This is a genomic window from Burkholderia sp. R-40 (assembly GCF_049942845.1).
Classification (GTDB): domain Bacteria; phylum Pseudomonadota; class Gammaproteobacteria; order Burkholderiales; family Burkholderiaceae; genus Burkholderia; species Burkholderia ambifaria.
In genome coordinates, this window is sequence record NZ_CP187968.1 from 479,020 (window position 1) to 494,152 (window position 15,133).

Here is a 15,133-nt window from a genome sequence, read left to right on the forward strand (position 1 = left end):
CGTGACCCGCGCCGCTGCCGGCGCAAGGAGCGCACATGCATCGCATCACCCATTACCGACGGACCGACGAAGGAATCGAGGCGATCAGCCTCGAGTCCGATCGCGCGTTTCCGCGGCACGCGCATGATGAATTCGGGGTCGGCGTGATCGTCAGCGGCGCGCATCGGTCGTGGAGCGGCCGCGGGCACGTCGACGCGCTGGCCGGCGACGCGATCATGGTCAATCCGGGCGAAATGCACGACGGGATGCCGATCGATGCGGGCACGGGCCGGCGCTGGCGGATGCTGTACCTCGCGCCCGCGCTGGTGGCGGCGGTCGCGAGCGAAGAAGGTCTTGAAGGCGTCGAGCTCACGCATCCGGCCGTGCGCGACGCACGGCTCGCCGCAGCCTTCGGCCGGTTGCATGCGCGGATCGTCGCGGGGGAAACACTGCCGCTCGCCCGCGACGAGGCCCTCGTGACGCTGGTCGCCGGGCTACTCGCGCGGCATTCGAACCGCGCGCTGCCGGCCGCCGGCGTCGCGCCGGCGATCCGCATGGCCCGCGAGCGGCTCGACGCGGCACCCGCCGCACCCGTTTCGCTTGCCGAGTTGGCCAGCCTGAGCGGCGTGAGCCGCTTCCAGCTGCTGCGCGGGTTCGCGCGCGAGCTCGGCATCACGCCGCACGCGTATCTGCTGCAATCGCGCACGCGACTGGCTCGCGCGCTGCTTGCAAGTGGCCGGCCGATCGCGGATGCCGCGGCCGAAGCCGGGTTCGCCGATCAGAGCCACCTGACGCGCGCCTTCGCGCGCCAGTTCGGCATCACGCCGGGGCGATTCATGCAGGCCGGCTGACGGGGTTGGTTGTCCCGAGGGAACAGTTACGGGGCGATGCTGGCTGCGGCGCCGCTCGGCGCGAAACGGCGCGGCGCGGCACGACGCGGCGCGGCACGGCACGGCATGGCACGATGCGACGCGACGCGACACGCCACGCCACGGCACGGCACGGCACGACGCGACGCGACGCGACACGCCACGCCACGGCACGGCACGATGCGATGCGATGCGATGCGATGCGGCACGGACCGCTCCCGTTCCGCGGCATTCCCCAGCGGCAGCGCTCGATGTCTGCGTGACCGCCCACCGCGAAACCGTAGACGCAGCCCCCCACCCCGCGCCCTCCCCCTCGCCAGCCTCCCTGCAATTTCGTTCAAGACGCCCGCGCCACCGCACGGCACGATGCGGCGCATGAAGACACGACTGATCGGCTATCTCTATCTCGCCGCCGCGATGGCGGGCGTCGGCAGCACCGTCATCGCGAGCCGTCTCGCGGCCGGCGGCCTGCCGCCGTTCGCGGCCACCGCGCTGCGCTTCCTGATCGCAACGCCGCTGCTGTACGCGCTGATGCGGGCGCAGCGGATGCGATGGCCGCGTATCTGCGCGCGCGACGCCGTCCTGCTGGTGGTCCAGGCGGCGGCGGGCGGAGTCGGCTATACCGTGCTGCTGATCAGCGGCACGAAGCTGTCGTCGCCGATCGATGCCGGCGTGATGCTCGGCACGCTGCCGGCGATGTCGACGCTGATCGCGGCGCTCGTGCTGCGCGAGCGGCAGACGCCGCGCGACTGGGGCGCGGCCGCGCTCGCCACCGCCGGCGTGCTGTTCGTCACGTTCGCGCCCGGCCAGGCCATGCCGTCGCTGCGGACGCTCACCGGCGACGCGCTGGTGCTCGCCGCCGTCGCATGCGAAGCCGTGTTCATCCTGCTCAACCGGCGGCTATCGACGCCGTTGCCGCCGCTCGCGCTGTCGACGGCGATGTCGGGCCTCGGCTTCATGCTAGCGCTGGTGCCGGCCGCGTTCGAATGGCACGCGCTGGCGGCCGGCTGGACCATCAGCGCGATATCGGCGATCGCCTACTATGCGCTGGTCCCGACCGTGCTCGGCTATCTCTGCTGGTATGCGGGCTCGGCCCGCACGAGCGGCACCGAAGCCGCGCTGTTCACGGCGGTCGCGCCGGTCTCGGCCGTGCTGTTCGCCGTCGCGCTGTTCGGCGAGACGCTCGGCGGCACGCGGCTGCTCGGCATCGCGCTGGTCGTCACGGGGATGCTGGTCGGTGCGACGCGGCGACGTGAACCGCCACCACGCGAAACGGACACACGGCCGACGTTGCCGCCGAGGCCGGCGGCATCCACGTCGACCGCCAGCGATTGATCCGCGCGAGCGACGACTGTAGGAATGTGTCCGCGCGCGGCAAAACCGTTGCGCACCGTCACGCAAGATGCAATATTCGCGGGGCCGGGCCATTTGACAACCCTCGAACAATAATTCGCATCGCCATGAACAAGAAGGAAGCCAGAACGAGAATCGCCGCGCTGCTGTCAGCGGGCGCAAGGAAGGCCGACGTGCTGGCCGAGCTGGCCGGACAGGGCCTCAAGGATCAAGTACTCGCGCGCCTGATCGCGTCACGGCCCGACCCCGAGCTGTGCAAAAAGAACAAGGTGCACACCTGGATCCTGATCGTGCTCGGCATCGCGCAGTTGGTGATCAGCCTCGCACTCGGCTATTTCATCGCGGCCGCCGCCAGCGAATCCGGCGACACCGGCATGCTCGGCAACGGCCTTGCGGTGCTGTTCCTCGCGCTGACCGTGCCGCTGTCGCTGCTGTTCATCTGGGGCTTCGCGACCCATCGTGTCGGCGCGTATCACGCGTTCATCGCGCTTTCGCTGCTGCAACTGCCGAAGACCATCGCCGATCTCGCACACGATCCGTCGTCGGCGCTGCCGAGCCTCGGGGTGACGGTCATCCTGATGGGCTACGTCTGGTTCGTCCGCAACCGGATGTTCCCCGACTTCGGCTGGTTCACGCCCCGCAAGATCGACGGCCGCTACGCCTTCGTGGAAAGCGCCTGACGCCGCGTCCGCCGGCATTGCAAACCATGAAAAAAGGCGCCGGGCCGCCCCGCAATCGCGGGACGGCCCGGCGCCTTCTGCATTCCGGAACCCGGTGGCTTACTTCGCCTTTTCAGCCGAGTCGCTGATCGCCTGGCCACCCTTCGAAATGTCCTGCCCCACGCCCGCAACGGTATTGCAACCGGCGAGCGCGGCAGTCACCACCAGCAGCACTGCAGCAATCGTACGCGTCATTCTCATTCTCCTTCGAATCAACAAGCCCGACCGGGCGAATCGTATGCGGCGTGGCGCCCTGCGGCGCGCAGGACACGGGGCCTGACCTGATTATACGGAGACGGCCGCCGCACGCCAGTAGTGGCTCCGGCCGCTGTAATGCGGGGCCACACAGCGGTAGCGCGCAGATTTTCCTTGACTTCGCCGGCTCGCAAACTAATATACGCACCGCGTACATTTTCCATCAGGTGCTGCCGATGACCGTTCCCCAGCAAGCCTTCCTGCGCGACGCGATGCGCCGCCTCAACATGACCCGCGAGGCGTTCGCGAATCGCATCGGCGTAAGCCGTCGCGCGCTCGATACGTGGCTATTACCCGACGACTCGCAGGAATCGCGCGGAATGCCCGAGATCGTCGAGCGCTTCGTGTCGGAAATCGTCGAACGCTCGGCCCCGGACGGTGGCGAATATACGCAAAGCGTAGACAAGCAAGGGCTCTCGAAGCAATTCCTGTTCGAAGGCAAGCCGCAGCTGATCTCGGTGGACCAGTTCTCGCGGGATTCGGTCGAGGCGCTGTTCCGCGTCGCCGACGTGATGCAGCCGATCGCGCGCCGCCACAAGATTTCGCGTGTGCTCGAAGGCGCCGTGCTCGGCAACCTGTTCTTCGAAGCCAGCACGCGCACCCGCGTGTCGTTCGGCGCGGCCTTCTGCCGGCTCGGCGGCTCGGTATGCGACACAACCGGCTTCACGTTCTCGTCGATGGCCAAGGGCGAATCGATCTACGACACGAGCCGCGTGATGGCCGGCTATGTCGATGCACTCGTGATCCGCCACCCGGAGAAAGGCTCGGTTGCCGAATTCGCCCGCGCGACCAACCTGCCGGTGATCAACGGCGGCGACGGCCCGGGCGAACACCCGAGCCAGGCGCTGCTGGACCTCTATACGATCCAGCGCGAATTCTCGCGACTCGGCAAGATCGTCGACGGCGCGCACATCGCGCTCGTCGGCGATCTGAAATACGGCCGCACTGTGCATTCGCTCGTCAAGCTGCTCGCGCTGTACCGCGGGCTGAAGTTCACGCTCGTATCGCCACCGACGCTCGAAATGCCGGCGTACATCATCGAGCAGATCGCGACGAACGGCCACGCGATCGAGCAGACCAACGACCTCGCGGCCGGGCTGCGCGGCGCGGATGTCGTCTACGCGACGCGGATCCAGAAGGAGCGCTTCACCGACGAGTCGTTCGAAGGCTACACGCCGGATTTCCAGATCAACCAGGCACTCGTCGATTCCGTGTGCAAGCCCGATACGCTGATCATGCATCCGCTGCCGCGCGACAGCCGGCCCGGCGCGAACGACCTGTCGGTCGACCTGAACCGCGATCCGCGTCTCGCGATTTTCCGGCAGACCGACAACGGCATTCCGGTGCGAATGGCGATCTTCGCGGTGCTGCTCGGCGTCGAGAATCTCGTCCAGCACTCGATGCGCGACGCGACATGGCGCCCGCCGGCGTACCTTGGGCCGGAAGATGCGGTGTTTCACGGAATCGATTGAACCGCACCCGATGCCACGCGGCCGCCCTTGATCGCTTCAGTTCAGTTCAGGCGCCGCGCGCCGGCATGACGCACAACGCGCCGCCTTGCACGGCGCGTTTTCATTTTCGGCGCGGGGAACGCGCGAGCGGCCGGCACGGCGTTACCGTGCCCACGGGTCAATCACGCGCAAGCCCGCCGCTTCGAACGGCGCGACGTCACGCGTCGCCACGATCAAGCCGTTCGCCGCGGCTGTTGCAGCGATAAATCCATCGGCAGACGCCATCGCGTTGCCCGTGGCCCGAGCCTTCGCGCGAAGGCTCGCATAGGCTTTACTGGCCGCATCGTCGAACGGCAGGATCCGGCCGCGAAACAGCGGCACGACGCGCTGCTCGATGCTTTGGTGCAGCCAGTCCCGCCTTTTCCCTTCCGGCAACGCGGCCACGCCGAAACGCATTTCCGCGAGGCTAATTGCGGCAAGAAACAGCGTCTCGACATTCTGCGCATCGAGCCATTCGATCACGGCCGCACTCGGCTCGCGCCGCAGCGGCTCGGAAATGACGTTGGTATCGACGAGGATCATTCGAAGCTCATCGGAGCGGTTGGCGAGCTCTCGCGCGGATTCTCGAAATCGACACCGCCCGCCTCCCGCCCGATTTCGGCCAGCAGCGACCCCAGCTTCGCCCGCCCGCCGGGCCGAACGGCCTCCTCGAGGATGGCGCGCACCTCCGCTTCGGTACTCCGACCATGTTGCGCCGCACGGATGCGAAGCGCGCGATGCACCTCGTCGGGCAAATTTCGAACGGTAATAACCGGCATGATGCACCCCCCACAATTGCTTTCAATGCATTCATATTATCACCTTGCTGTCACGATGGACGAATGAAAATGCAACCACTGTAGCCCGGTCGACATGCCCTGCACATTCGGCCATTCGGCCATCTTCCCCGCCCAGCAAGCCCCGCCGGCCTCCGTGACATTCGTCAACGTTCTCCCCGCAAATGCGAACAAGAACGCTTCTCATTCACCCAAAAATTACATAGAATGCCCGGCTGAAAACAAATCGTAATAATTCCGGGCAGCATGCACGTTTGAGTAACGCGCCGTTCCCGGGCCACACCGCGAGGTCGAAGCGCACCATGAAGTCCCGTCCTGACGAGCTGAAGCTCGGCAAATTCACCACCCTGTGCAGCGTGCTCGCCGCGAGCCCCGCGTTCGCCGACGGCACGCCGTCGCCCGCCCCGGTCAGCACCGAAGGCCATCTCGCGCCGATCGAGATCCAGGGCAAGACCGAGCACAGCTACAAGGCCGACTTTTCCGCCTCCGCGAAATTCACCGCGCCGCTCGTCGACACGCCGAAGTCGGTGACCGTGATCCCACAGGAACTGATTCAGAACAGCGGTGCGGCGACGCTGACCGAAGCGCTGCGCACCGTGCCCGGCATCACGTTCGGCGCGGGCGAAGGCGGCAACCCGCTCGGCGATCGTCCGTTCATCCGCGGCTACGACTCGCAGGGCAGCATGTTCGTCGACGGGATGCGCGACACGGGCGCGACCACCCGCGAGATCTTCAACACCGAGCGCGTCGAGATCACCAAGGGTTCCGACGGCGCGTACGGCGGCCGCGGCGGCGCGGGCGGCAGCATCAACCTGATCACCAAGGCCCCGCACCTCGGCACGACGGCTGCCGCGAGCGCGGGCTTCGGCACCGACCGCTATCGCCGCTTCACGGCCGACGGCAACTGGCAATTCGCCGATCACGCCGCGTTCCGCCTGAACCTGATGAGCCACAACAACGACGTCGCCGGCCGCGACGTCGTCAACAACGAGCGCTGGGGCGTCGCGCCGTCGATCGCGTTCGGTCTCGGCACGCCGACGCGCGTGACTGCGAGCTACTACCACCTGTCGACCGACGACATGCCCGACGGCGGCATTCCGTACTTCTACACGACGTCGAACAAGCCCGCGAACGTCGACACGATCTATCCGGCGCCCGTCGACCGCCACAACTTCTACGGCCTGATCGACCGCGACTTCCGCAAGACCACGTCCGACATCAGCACGATCCGGATCGAGCACGACATCACGCCGGGGCTGACGGTGCGCAACACGACGCGCTATACGGAATCGACGCAGGACTACATCTGGACGCAGCCCGACGACAGCCAGGGCAACGTGGTGAACGGCAAGGTCTGGCGCCGCAACAACAACCGCGACAGCTCGATCAACAGCCTCGCGAACCTGACCGAATTGTTCGGCGAATTCCGTACCGGCCCCTTCAAGCACAGTTTCACGACCGGCATCGAACTGTCGCGCGAATGGGGCAAGCGCGATTCGTACACGGTGGCGACCGACACCGGCAAGATCTGCCAGAAGGGCATCGGCGCCGCATCGGGCTACAACTGCACGAGCCTGTGGTCGCCGAACCCGAACGATCCGTGGGCCGGCTCGGTCACGCGCAACAACGACTACGCACATGCCCGCACCACCACGAAGTCGATCTACGGCTTCGACACGATCGAGATCACGCCGCGCTGGCAGGTGAACGCCGGCGTGCGCGTCGACGACTACTCGACCCGCTTCACCGACACCAAGGCCAACGGCGGCAAGACCTACACGCGCGACGACACGCTCTTCAACTGGCAGGCCGGCCTCGTGTTCAAGCCCGCGCAAAACGGCAGCATCTACGCGTCGTATGCGACGTCGTCGACGCCGGCCGGCATGCTGCTCGGCGAAGGCAGCGAAACGCAGTCGCTCACGCCGGGCCGCGGCGGCGTCGGGCCGAACGCCGACCAGATGGCGCCGGAAAAGAACCGCAGCATCGAGCTCGGCACGAAGTGGAACGTGCTGAACGACCAGCTCGCGCTCACCGCCGCGCTGTTCCAGATCGATACGACGAATGCACGCGTGACGCTGCCGAACAACCAGTACGCGATGGTCGGCAACAAGCGCGTGCAGGGTCTCGAGCTTGGCGTCGCCGGGCAGATCACGAAGCAATGGCAGGTGTTCGGCGGCTACACGTACATGAAGAGCGAGCTGCGCGACAACGGCAAGGACGCCGCGAACGACGGCCACCGCTTCCCGAACACCCCGAAGCACAGCCTGACGATGTGGTCGAACTACGACGTGACGCCGAAGTTCACCGTCGGCGGCGGCGCGTTCTACATGTCGGAAGTGTTCGGCGATCCGGCGAACCTGCGCGCGGTGCCGTCGTACTGGCGCTTCGACGCGATGGCGCAGTACCGGATCAACAAGAAGCTCGACCTGCAGTTGAACGTGAACAACCTGTTCAACCGCACGTACTTCGATCAGGCGTATCCGGCGCACTACGCGTCGATCGCGCCGGGCCGCTCGGCGTTCATCACGCTGAATGCGCGCTACTGATCGATGGAAGCCGTCTCGCTGAAGGCGCTCGCGTCGGTGTCGCCGCGCGCGTTCGCCGACATCCTGGCCGGGCCGCCCGAGCGCGCCGCCGCGTGGGTCGCGGCGGCGGCCGATCATGGGATCGTCGACGCGCAGGCCGTCTACGGACAGTATCTGCTCGACGGACACGGCGTCGCGCGCGATCCTGCCGCCGCGTTCGGCTGGTTCGGGCATGCGGCGCGGGCCGGCCATCCGATGGCGATGAACATGCTCGGGCGCTGCTACGAGTTCGGCTGGGGCACGGCCGCGTGCGCGCCGGTGGCCGTGTACTGGTACCGGCTCGCCGCGCAGGCAGGCCTCGACTGGGGCATGTACAACTACGCGACGGCGCTCGCGCTCGGCAACGGCATCGACGAGAACCGCGCCGACGCGCTCGACTGGTTTCGCCGCGCGGCCGCGCTCGGCCATGCGAAGTCGATCAACCTGATCGGCGGTTTCTACGAGGACGGCTGGGTCGTGCCCGCCGATGTCGACACCGCGTTCGATCACTATCGCCGCGCCGCCGAGGCCGGCGACTTCCGCGGCCAGTTCAACTATGCGCGGCTGCTCGCCGAGCGCGGGCGCATCGACGACGCACTCGTCTGGCTCGCGCGCGTGCCGGCCACCGCTACGCCGGCGTTCGTCGCGAAGATGCGTGCGTATCTTGCGTCGTCGCCGCTCGTTGCGTTGCGCGCGGCGGCGCTGCAACTGCCGTCTCACGGCATGGAATTCGAATCATGATGCTTCATATCCCCGGCGTGCTGACCAAGGAGCAAGTCGCGCAATGCCGCGAGCTGCTCGATGCTGCCGACTGGGTCGACGGCAACGCAACGTCCGGCGCGCAGTCGGCGCTCGCGAAACGCAACCGGCAGTTACCGGAAGGATCGCCCGTCGCGCGGGCGGTCGGCGATGCGATCCAGGATGCGCTGGCGCGGCATGCGCTGTTCTTTTCCGCAGCGTTGCCGCTGAAGGTGTTTCCGCCGCTGTTCAATCGCTATGCAGGCGGCGAGACGTTCGGCACGCATGTGGACAACGCGATCCGGCTGCTGCGCGGCACGGATTTCCGCGTGCGCAGCGATCTGTCGGCGACGCTGTTTCTCGAGGAACCCGATGCGTACGACGGCGGCGAGCTGTGCGTGGAAGATACGTACGGCGTGCATCGCGCGAAGCTGCCGGCCGGCGATCTCGTGCTGTATCCGGCGTCGAGCCTGCATCACGTGACGCCCGTTACCCGTGGCGAGCGCGTTGCCTCGTTCTTCTGGATTCAGAGCATGGTGCGCGACGACGGCGATCGCACGCTGCTGTTTCAGCTCGATACGCAGATTCAGGCATTGTCCGCGGAAAAAGGCGCGAAGGATCCGGCGGTCATTGCGTTGACGGGGATTTATCACAACCTGTTGAGGAAGTGGGCGGATGCGTAGGGTGGGTGGGTAAGCATCTGAATTCCCCTTCAAGCCAAAACCACAGCTTAGGTTTTAGCGTAGGTTTTTTGGAGTGGAAAATTGAAGTTTGACGCAAATGAGATAAGGAGAATGCCTCCTGGAACTGACGAGGGTATTGACGGCTTTGTTGGACTTCGGATGGCTGCAACCATCAAGCGCAGGACGTGGATCGATCGCTACAGGTCGCCCCTCGACGGCAAGATGAAGCAGATCAAGCTCGGCGAGTGGCCGGCTCTACCCTTTGCCGCGGCAATCGCCGCTTGGGAGGAACAATGCCGCATTCGGAGCTCAGGACTCGACGTCGCCCTCAACCGAAAGTTGGAAAGGCAACGCTTGCTCGAACAGCAGTTTGAGGCGTCAAGACCACCCTACACCGTCAGGATGGCGTGCCCCGACTACTACAATGAGCACATACGCAAGGCCCGGAAGACCAAGGGCGCCGAGCTCGTTAAATATATGTTCGAGCAGTATCTCGCACCTATCGAGAATATCGAAGTCAAGAATGCGCCGAGTGCTTCGAGCTGCTTCAGTCGCTTGCCCACATTCCCGCGATGGCAAGCAAGCTTCGCTGCGAACTGAACCTCGCTTGGATTCATGCGATGGACGCCGGCCGCGTTCTGGAACCACGCCGGACTGATGGCAGAACATCATGCGAGGCAAGCTGCGCAGCAAAGGGGAACGACAAGGCGGCACTCTCCGTAAAGCGAAGCGCGTGCTGTCCTCGCCTGAACTCATCGAACTGTTCCGCTGGTTCCCCGCTGTTCACTCCTGCTACACGACACCCTGACTCTCTACTCATGGACTGGTAAGCGTGGCAGCGAAATCTGCTCGATGGAGGTCGGGGAAATTTCGGAGGAGTCAGACGGTTGGTGGTGGACTATACCGAAAGCCAAGACCACGAATCACAACGTCGATAGTGCTACCGACATGCGTGTTCCACTTGTAGGTCGGTCAAAGGAGATTGTCCTCACAAGGCTGCAGCGCTTCGGGAACGGCTTCCTCTTTCCCAATAAGAAAGGGGAAGCGACAAGTCAGCTCGTCGTTCAAAGCGCCGTCTACCACTGGCAACCCTACAGCAAGAGCCGAGGTTTTCACCCAAGGCTAACCGTAACTCACGGGTCCCCACATGATCTGCGATCCGCACCGTTCGCACTATCTTGGCGTCGCTAGGCTGCCCACGGGACGTGGGCGAGTTGATGCTGGGACACGTTCTGGGTGGGGTCAAAGGCACATACAACCGCCACAGCTACGATAAGGAACGCCGATACTGGATTGCCAAACTCGACACGAGTCTTGAGCAGTTTGCTGTTGTATCAGTGGAGCATCTGGAGGATGCAGGAAATGGAGGACGCCGCATAATGAGAACCGTGACCGCCCCCTAAACCTTCCAAGCAACATGCCGTAAACCGGTCATGACGAAATTTTTCGATAAGGAATTAGACGACGCAATCGGCTATGGGGGGCCACGCATGTAGCCGCACTGGCCTCAGATCTTCAAGCCGATATCGATCGTATGAGCGCTATGCATAAGGCCGAGGGCTGGCCGACGATCAAGGAAGAAGAGGAAGCTGAAAAGGCTTGGTTCCGCGAGCAGATGGAAGCTGGCGTGCGTTTCGATCCTGATTTCGAAGGCTGGACACGTAGGGAGTAGTTTGCGGAATGACTGGCTTTCGTTTTCTGTCAGCCGTCACCTGTCAACGTATAGATCTAGACTTGATCCACCAAGGAGAAGAAATGGCGAAGAAAAAAGCCGATCCCACTTGGAAAAGTTACGAGCAAATCGCGGAATTCGTCCTGAATCAATGCGCAAATGAATTCGGTCTATCGAGGTTTGAGGGAAAGCAGGACGTAGCGGGTAAGAGTGGAACCGATTGGGAAGTTGACGCTCGCGGTTGGACAGAGGGCGACAGTGCGCATTTCGTAGTCGAGTGCAAGAAGCATTCGAATACCGCGATCAGCCAAGCCATTACTGGCTCTCTGTTCTGCACGATCCGGGACACTGATGCCGCAGGCGGTTTCCTCGTGTCCCCTCACGGGCTGCAATCGGGTGCCAAGAAGCTGGCTGCCTCGACCAACATTCACGAGATTAAGCTGGACCCGAGATCGACCACAGCAGCCTACTTCGGGGAATGGCTCGGAAAGCTGCGAATTGGGCTGAGCGAAACGATCAGCTTCTCCGAGCGCATTTTGATCAAGAAAATTGATGAGAACGGCAACGAGACGGTAGTGCACGACTCCGATGAAAACAATACCGCCGGGGTGTAACGAAGAGCAGGGCCCCATATCCAGATACCGTCGCAATAAACCGGTGTAATATTTGGTGAAAACGGAGGGGACCATGTCGCAATATCGAACTGAGCAAGCTGGGCGCTTTAGCATTCACATTCGCGTCTATCAACCCGTGCCACAAATCCCAGGCTGCAAATGGGTGTTTGAGTTTACCCCCACTGACGAGAACGGTAACGAGCTGCCGCTCATCGCCCCAAACGATGGTGATCCCAGCGATACCGCTACTGACGCGTTCGCGGCGGCAGTCCAATACGCGAAAGCGAACCTGCGCTGACTTCGCAAGCGCCCCCTGGCGCGCTTCAGGTGACACCGGCCTCCTTCGCCAGAAATCGGAGGAGGTCGCGCAGTTCCTCCTTCGTCGAAAGGTTGTCGATCTTTTCGTCGATGACTTCTAGGCGTGCACGCTGCATCACACGATCGTCAACGCTGCCACCCTCGTGAAACACGACCCCATTCGCGTGCTGCTCAATCTCGTTGTGGAAGATCCAGTTGATCAATCGCTCGGCTTAGTGGCGGCCAGCGCACGTTCTGCCTGAGCCTTCATGCGCGCAAGAACATCAACCTGCTTTTTCCAGTATGCGGCGTTGTCAGCGTTCGTCGCTTCAGCGCGCATCACCTCGCAAGCGTTCACGAAGTCATGGTGATAGCTACCAGCCCGAGCCGCTGCGAATAATCGAGATAGTTGGCCACCTTCGCGCGTTTCTGGTCCATCGCACCTTCGTCGGGAACGAAATGAAATTCACCACCCGACACGCTTCTCAACCGGCGCACCATCGCCAACAGATCGTTGAGCTCCGCATACATCCCCTACGCGTTCGACTCTTGACGGCCAGGCTGGACCTCGCTGAGCCCGAACTGCTGCGCCTTCACCATCGGGCAGGTTGATGAAGTGCAACTCCATGCGCTTCTTCGCCTTCTCGATGAAGTAGCTGCCGATCATGTTCCCGATGGCGCGCCAGCCCGAGTGGAGCATCACCCACATGTCCTGGTTCTCATCGATGCAGAGCTCGATGAAGTGGTTGCCCGAGCCGAGCGTGCCGAGTTAGCTCCCTGCCTTCGCTTCGATGTCAAAACGGCCGTGGACCAACTCAGGGCTCAGCTTTTGCGCATACACTGCCGCAGCGAGGTAGCTTGCAAGATGCGCGTAGTAGATCGAGTTGTGCGATTCCTTCAAGATTTGCTGCTTCAACAGGCGGGCCGCGACGAACGTGTAGTCCGGGGCATCCATGCTGATGAGGCCGGCTGCGGCGAGGATCGTCGGGCGGTGAATTTCTGCGGTCGAGATACCATCGAAGAACATCTGGCCGATGCTGGTTTCCAGCTCCAACTGCGAGACGTTCAAGCCGGCGCAGGCCCAAGCAGTTGCTTTCTGGATCTTCTCGATCTGGAGCGGCTCACGCGAGCCATCACGCTTTACGACTTCTTGCATGCTGTGTTTGTTCGGTTGTGAAGAGAGAGAGAGCACGCGCATAAGTCACTATATACTTATAATATGGAGCAAAAAAGATAGCGCCTTGTTCGACGCTCAATTTGAAGTATAGTCACGCAAAGTCGAAATCTGCACAGCAGTGACCGTTGCGCATCTATTCGGGGAAGTCATGCCAAAGCTGCACCTCTTCATTGACACGAACATCTTACTGAACTTCTATTCTTTCCCAGAGGATCAATTGGGTGTTATTGACGAGCTTGTCGAGCACATCGGCGACGACAAGATTGCATTCCATCTTCCGAAGCACGTCGAGAACGAGTTCGAGCGAAATCGCGAGTCTAAGCTCCGAGCGGCCATCATTGATTTCAAGAACCTCCAGCTCCCAACAGCGATTCCTGCTGTGATGCGTGGAACGGAAACCGCAAACCAATACGAAGACGCTCTTAAGAAAGCGCAAGCGGCAAAGAAAACACTCATCGCCAACATCACAGGCCTCGCTCACGAACGCGAGTTGGAAGTTGACAAAAAAATCTCCGCTCTGTTCGAAAGGGCCACCCGATACGATGAAGACGACGAGTGCTTTGCCCGCGCAGTTGCTCGCATGCATAAGGGTAACCCTCCCGGAAAGGACAATAGCCTAGGCGACAGATACAACTGGGAAGTGCTTCTCGAGCACATTCCCATCGGTGACCTCTATATCGTCTCCAATGACGGCGACTACGCCTCCATGCTGAGCGACATCGACAAGAAAGCGGCGCGGCCAATGGCATTTCTTGCGAACGAATGGGCGGAGAACAAGAATGGCGCAAGTCTGCACATTGCTACGAAAATCAAGGCCGTTGTCGATCGCTTCAAGGAGCTAGAGGCACAACCAGATGCCCCCCTCGTCGAACAAGATCAGCCGGTGGAGCAACCGCAGGACGAGCCTGTTGATGAGGCGACTGATGAGGACCTTGAGCACCCTGAGGTCCGAGAGGCACTGCTCGAAGAGGAAAAGAACCGACTTGTCGATGAATTGTGTAACAGTCGATCCTTCTCCTCTACGCATCATTCCATCCGCAATCTCACAAGCTTTCGGCCGTTCCTTAAGAACGCCGATGCAGAGAAGCTGTTCGTAGCCGCACTCGAAAACACGCAGATCGGCGGCATCATCACGGATGGGGACGTATTTGACTTCTACGTTGGTGTGTTGAATGATCATATTTCGGGTGTCGATGGCGGACTACTTGATGCCGTGATCGAACTTCTGGGCCTTGAGGGTCCAGACGAGGAAAGTCAGCATCCTTTTGCAGACGGCTGGGAACTCCTCTAAGCTGCAAGCAGCGATCGGCGCATCGCGATCATCTGTTCGAACTCCCGCGTCTCGATGCCCGCGTGAATCGCGGCAACCACACCCGTCGACACAACTCTGTTATTGGCCGACAATAGAGCAATTGCTAAGTCATCGGCACCTAGGCGCGCCACCAAGACACTACACCTTGCGGACCATAATGGATGCAATCGAGAAGCATTATCGCGATCGACCAAGAAATCGAATAGCCGTCAGACATTTTATAAAATCACTACTAGATGACGATCATTTACTCGAAGCCTCATTTTACTTCAATCAACTGATAAAAATTGACCCGAAATCTATTGAAACAAACAAACTCGGCTATCTCTTAGCGATAAAAAGATTTGACAATAACGTGGCAGATTTTGATAGAAATCTCTACGAAGCCGGAGCTGATCTGGCAACAATTTACTCGCTGCAGTTAGCTTACTACCTAGCATTCGATTCGAAGAATAATATTTTAAATTGCGCCAATGCATTAGTAGACATAGAACTGAAAGATTCGTTTGGATTAAACACACTTGTCCAAGCGGTCGAGACAGCCTCTGACTATAAGCTAGCAAGTCAATTCATCAACAACTACTACAAGAACATTAATCACACACCACACCTCG

General features: G+C 61.9%; 19 protein-coding genes. 12 read left to right on the forward strand and 7 right to left on the reverse strand.

Annotated elements, in window-relative coordinates; genetic code table 11:
- Positions 1 to 35: 35 nt before the first annotated feature.
- The 3 genes from ACP26O_RS18500 to ACP26O_RS18510 all read left to right on the forward strand — a co-directional run bounded on the left by ACP26O_RS18500 (position 36) and on the right by ACP26O_RS18510 (position 2,881).
- Positions 36 to 830, forward strand: a complete 795-nt coding sequence (locus ACP26O_RS18500; RefSeq protein ID WP_175663525.1) for a helix-turn-helix transcriptional regulator — start codon at positions 36 to 38, stop codon at positions 828 to 830.
- 393 nt (positions 831 to 1,223) lie between these two features.
- A complete protein-coding gene (locus ACP26O_RS18505) occupies positions 1,224 to 2,183 on the forward strand; it encodes a DMT family transporter (RefSeq protein WP_175663524.1) in 960 nt (319 codons plus the stop codon).
- A 125-nt stretch (positions 2,184 to 2,308) separates the two neighbouring features.
- On the forward strand, positions 2,309 to 2,881 hold the full coding sequence (locus ACP26O_RS18510) for a permease (protein ID WP_175663523.1): 573 nt from the start codon (positions 2,309 to 2,311) through the stop codon (positions 2,879 to 2,881).
- 99 nt (positions 2,882 to 2,980) lie between these two features.
- On the opposite strand, the gene ACP26O_RS18515 is transcribed toward ACP26O_RS18510, so the two are convergent.
- Positions 2,981 to 3,115, reverse strand: a complete 135-nt coding sequence (locus ACP26O_RS18515; protein WP_011659177.1) for an entericidin A/B family lipoprotein — start codon at positions 3,113 to 3,115, stop codon at positions 2,981 to 2,983.
- A gap of 236 nt (positions 3,116 to 3,351) precedes the next feature.
- On the opposite strand from ACP26O_RS18515, the gene ACP26O_RS18520 reads away from it, so the two are divergent.
- Positions 3,352 to 4,647, forward strand: coding sequence for an aspartate carbamoyltransferase (locus tag ACP26O_RS18520; RefSeq protein WP_011659178.1), 1,296 nt, complete (start codon positions 3,352 to 3,354; stop codon positions 4,645 to 4,647).
- A gap of 141 nt (positions 4,648 to 4,788) precedes the next feature.
- Here ACP26O_RS18520 and ACP26O_RS18525 read toward each other — a convergent pair whose 3' ends face one another.
- On the reverse strand, positions 4,789 to 5,208 hold the full coding sequence (locus ACP26O_RS18525) for a type II toxin-antitoxin system VapC family toxin (RefSeq protein ID WP_175663522.1): 420 nt from the start codon (positions 5,206 to 5,208) through the stop codon (positions 4,789 to 4,791).
- On the reverse strand, positions 5,205 to 5,444 hold the full coding sequence (locus tag ACP26O_RS18530; RefSeq protein WP_165753705.1) for a FitA-like ribbon-helix-helix domain-containing protein: 240 nt from the start codon (positions 5,442 to 5,444) through the stop codon (positions 5,205 to 5,207). Before ACP26O_RS18530 ends, ACP26O_RS18525 begins: the two co-directional genes overlap by 4 nt.
- 320 nt (positions 5,445 to 5,764) lie before the next feature.
- Between ACP26O_RS18530 and ACP26O_RS18535 the strand changes: the two genes are divergently transcribed.
- From ACP26O_RS18535 to ACP26O_RS18565, 7 genes are all read left to right on the forward strand, one after another.
- A complete protein-coding gene (locus tag ACP26O_RS18535; RefSeq protein ID WP_175663521.1) occupies positions 5,765 to 8,008 on the forward strand; it encodes a TonB-dependent receptor in 2,244 nt (747 codons plus the stop codon).
- A gap of 3 nt (positions 8,009 to 8,011) precedes the next feature.
- Positions 8,012 to 8,767: a tetratricopeptide repeat protein gene (locus ACP26O_RS18540; protein WP_175663520.1), complete on the forward strand. Its 756-nt coding sequence runs from the start codon at positions 8,012 to 8,014 to the stop codon at positions 8,765 to 8,767.
- A complete protein-coding gene (locus tag ACP26O_RS18545; RefSeq protein ID WP_175663519.1) occupies positions 8,764 to 9,447 on the forward strand; it encodes a Fe2+-dependent dioxygenase in 684 nt (227 codons plus the stop codon). Before ACP26O_RS18540 ends, ACP26O_RS18545 begins: the two co-directional genes overlap by 4 nt.
- 159 nt (positions 9,448 to 9,606) lie before the next feature.
- Positions 9,607 to 10,047, forward strand: a complete 441-nt coding sequence (locus ACP26O_RS18550) for a hypothetical protein (protein WP_175663518.1) — start codon at positions 9,607 to 9,609, stop codon at positions 10,045 to 10,047.
- A 934-nt stretch (positions 10,048 to 10,981) separates the two neighbouring features.
- Positions 10,982 to 11,119, forward strand: coding sequence for a hypothetical protein (locus ACP26O_RS18555; protein WP_175701134.1), 138 nt, complete (start codon positions 10,982 to 10,984; stop codon positions 11,117 to 11,119).
- Between the two features lie 83 nt (positions 11,120 to 11,202).
- Complete coding sequence (locus ACP26O_RS18560) at positions 11,203 to 11,733, forward strand: restriction endonuclease (RefSeq protein ID WP_175701133.1); 531 nt, start codon at positions 11,203 to 11,205, stop codon at positions 11,731 to 11,733.
- A gap of 73 nt (positions 11,734 to 11,806) precedes the next feature.
- Positions 11,807 to 12,031 carry a hypothetical protein gene (locus tag ACP26O_RS18565; protein ID WP_175663515.1) on the forward strand — a complete coding sequence of 75 codons (225 nt, stop codon included), beginning with the start codon at positions 11,807 to 11,809 and terminating at the stop codon, positions 12,029 to 12,031.
- Positions 12,032 to 12,056: 25 nt separating this feature from the next.
- Here the strand turns inward: ACP26O_RS18565 and ACP26O_RS18570 are convergent, their stop codons facing one another.
- The 4 genes from ACP26O_RS18570 to ACP26O_RS18585 all read right to left on the reverse strand — a co-directional run bounded on the left by ACP26O_RS18570 (position 12,057) and on the right by ACP26O_RS18585 (position 13,186).
- A complete protein-coding gene (locus ACP26O_RS18570; protein WP_175701132.1) occupies positions 12,057 to 12,254 on the reverse strand; it encodes a hypothetical protein in 198 nt (65 codons plus the stop codon).
- A 130-nt stretch (positions 12,255 to 12,384) separates the two neighbouring features.
- Complete coding sequence (locus tag ACP26O_RS18575; protein WP_175701131.1) at positions 12,385 to 12,561, reverse strand: hypothetical protein; 177 nt, start codon at positions 12,559 to 12,561, stop codon at positions 12,385 to 12,387.
- Positions 12,497 to 12,739, reverse strand: coding sequence for an RtcB family protein (locus ACP26O_RS18580; protein WP_426356388.1), 243 nt, complete (start codon positions 12,737 to 12,739; stop codon positions 12,497 to 12,499). Before ACP26O_RS18580 ends, ACP26O_RS18575 begins: the two co-directional genes overlap by 65 nt.
- A 60-nt stretch (positions 12,740 to 12,799) precedes the next feature.
- Positions 12,800 to 13,186 carry an ATP cone domain-containing protein gene (locus ACP26O_RS18585; RefSeq protein ID WP_175701130.1) on the reverse strand — a complete coding sequence of 129 codons (387 nt, stop codon included), beginning with the start codon at positions 13,184 to 13,186 and terminating at the stop codon, positions 12,800 to 12,802.
- 169 nt (positions 13,187 to 13,355) lie between these two features.
- Between ACP26O_RS18585 and ACP26O_RS18590 the strand changes: the two genes are divergently transcribed.
- Positions 13,356 to 14,498: a PIN domain-containing protein gene (locus ACP26O_RS18590; protein ID WP_208449572.1), complete on the forward strand. Its 1,143-nt coding sequence runs from the start codon at positions 13,356 to 13,358 to the stop codon at positions 14,496 to 14,498.
- Positions 14,499 to 15,133 lie beyond the last annotated feature (635 nt).

What these genes read in the sequence shown, in the direction of transcription:
- ACP26O_RS18580 (WP_426356388.1), bottom strand. Translation starts at nt 12,739, where the DNA reads ATGTGGGTGATGCTCCACTCGGGCTGGCGCGCCATCGGGAACATGATC.
- ACP26O_RS18525 (WP_175663522.1), bottom strand. Translation starts at nt 5,208, where the DNA reads ATGATCCTCGTCGATACCAACGTCATTTCCGAGCCGCTGCGGCGCGAG.
- ACP26O_RS18545 (WP_175663519.1), top strand. Translation starts at nt 8,764, where the DNA reads ATGATGCTTCATATCCCCGGCGTGCTGACCAAGGAGCAAGTCGCGCAA.
- ACP26O_RS18530 (WP_165753705.1), bottom strand. Translation starts at nt 5,444, where the DNA reads ATGCCGGTTATTACCGTTCGAAATTTGCCCGACGAGGTGCATCGCGCG.
- ACP26O_RS18505 (WP_175663524.1), top strand. Translation starts at nt 1,224, where the DNA reads ATGAAGACACGACTGATCGGCTATCTCTATCTCGCCGCCGCGATGGCG.
- ACP26O_RS18535 (WP_175663521.1), top strand. Translation starts at nt 5,765, where the DNA reads ATGAAGTCCCGTCCTGACGAGCTGAAGCTCGGCAAATTCACCACCCTG.
- ACP26O_RS18560 (WP_175701133.1), top strand. Translation starts at nt 11,203, where the DNA reads ATGGCGAAGAAAAAAGCCGATCCCACTTGGAAAAGTTACGAGCAAATC.
- ACP26O_RS18565 (WP_175663515.1), top strand. Translation starts at nt 11,807, where the DNA reads ATGTCGCAATATCGAACTGAGCAAGCTGGGCGCTTTAGCATTCACATT.
- ACP26O_RS18550 (WP_175663518.1), top strand. Translation starts at nt 9,607, where the DNA reads ATGGCTGCAACCATCAAGCGCAGGACGTGGATCGATCGCTACAGGTCG.
- ACP26O_RS18540 (WP_175663520.1), top strand. Translation starts at nt 8,012, where the DNA reads ATGGAAGCCGTCTCGCTGAAGGCGCTCGCGTCGGTGTCGCCGCGCGCG.
- ACP26O_RS18575 (WP_175701131.1), bottom strand. Translation starts at nt 12,561, where the DNA reads ATGTATGCGGAGCTCAACGATCTGTTGGCGATGGTGCGCCGGTTGAGA.
- ACP26O_RS18590 (WP_208449572.1), top strand. Translation starts at nt 13,356, where the DNA reads ATGCCAAAGCTGCACCTCTTCATTGACACGAACATCTTACTGAACTTC.
- ACP26O_RS18555 (WP_175701134.1), top strand. Translation starts at nt 10,982, where the DNA reads ATGAGCGCTATGCATAAGGCCGAGGGCTGGCCGACGATCAAGGAAGAA.
- ACP26O_RS18585 (WP_175701130.1), bottom strand. Translation starts at nt 13,186, where the DNA reads ATGCAAGAAGTCGTAAAGCGTGATGGCTCGCGTGAGCCGCTCCAGATC.
- ACP26O_RS18500 (WP_175663525.1), top strand. Translation starts at nt 36, where the DNA reads ATGCATCGCATCACCCATTACCGACGGACCGACGAAGGAATCGAGGCG.
- ACP26O_RS18510 (WP_175663523.1), top strand. Translation starts at nt 2,309, where the DNA reads ATGAACAAGAAGGAAGCCAGAACGAGAATCGCCGCGCTGCTGTCAGCG.
- ACP26O_RS18520 (WP_011659178.1), top strand. Translation starts at nt 3,352, where the DNA reads ATGACCGTTCCCCAGCAAGCCTTCCTGCGCGACGCGATGCGCCGCCTC.
- ACP26O_RS18515 (WP_011659177.1), bottom strand. Translation starts at nt 3,115, where the DNA reads ATGACGCGTACGATTGCTGCAGTGCTGCTGGTGGTGACTGCCGCGCTC.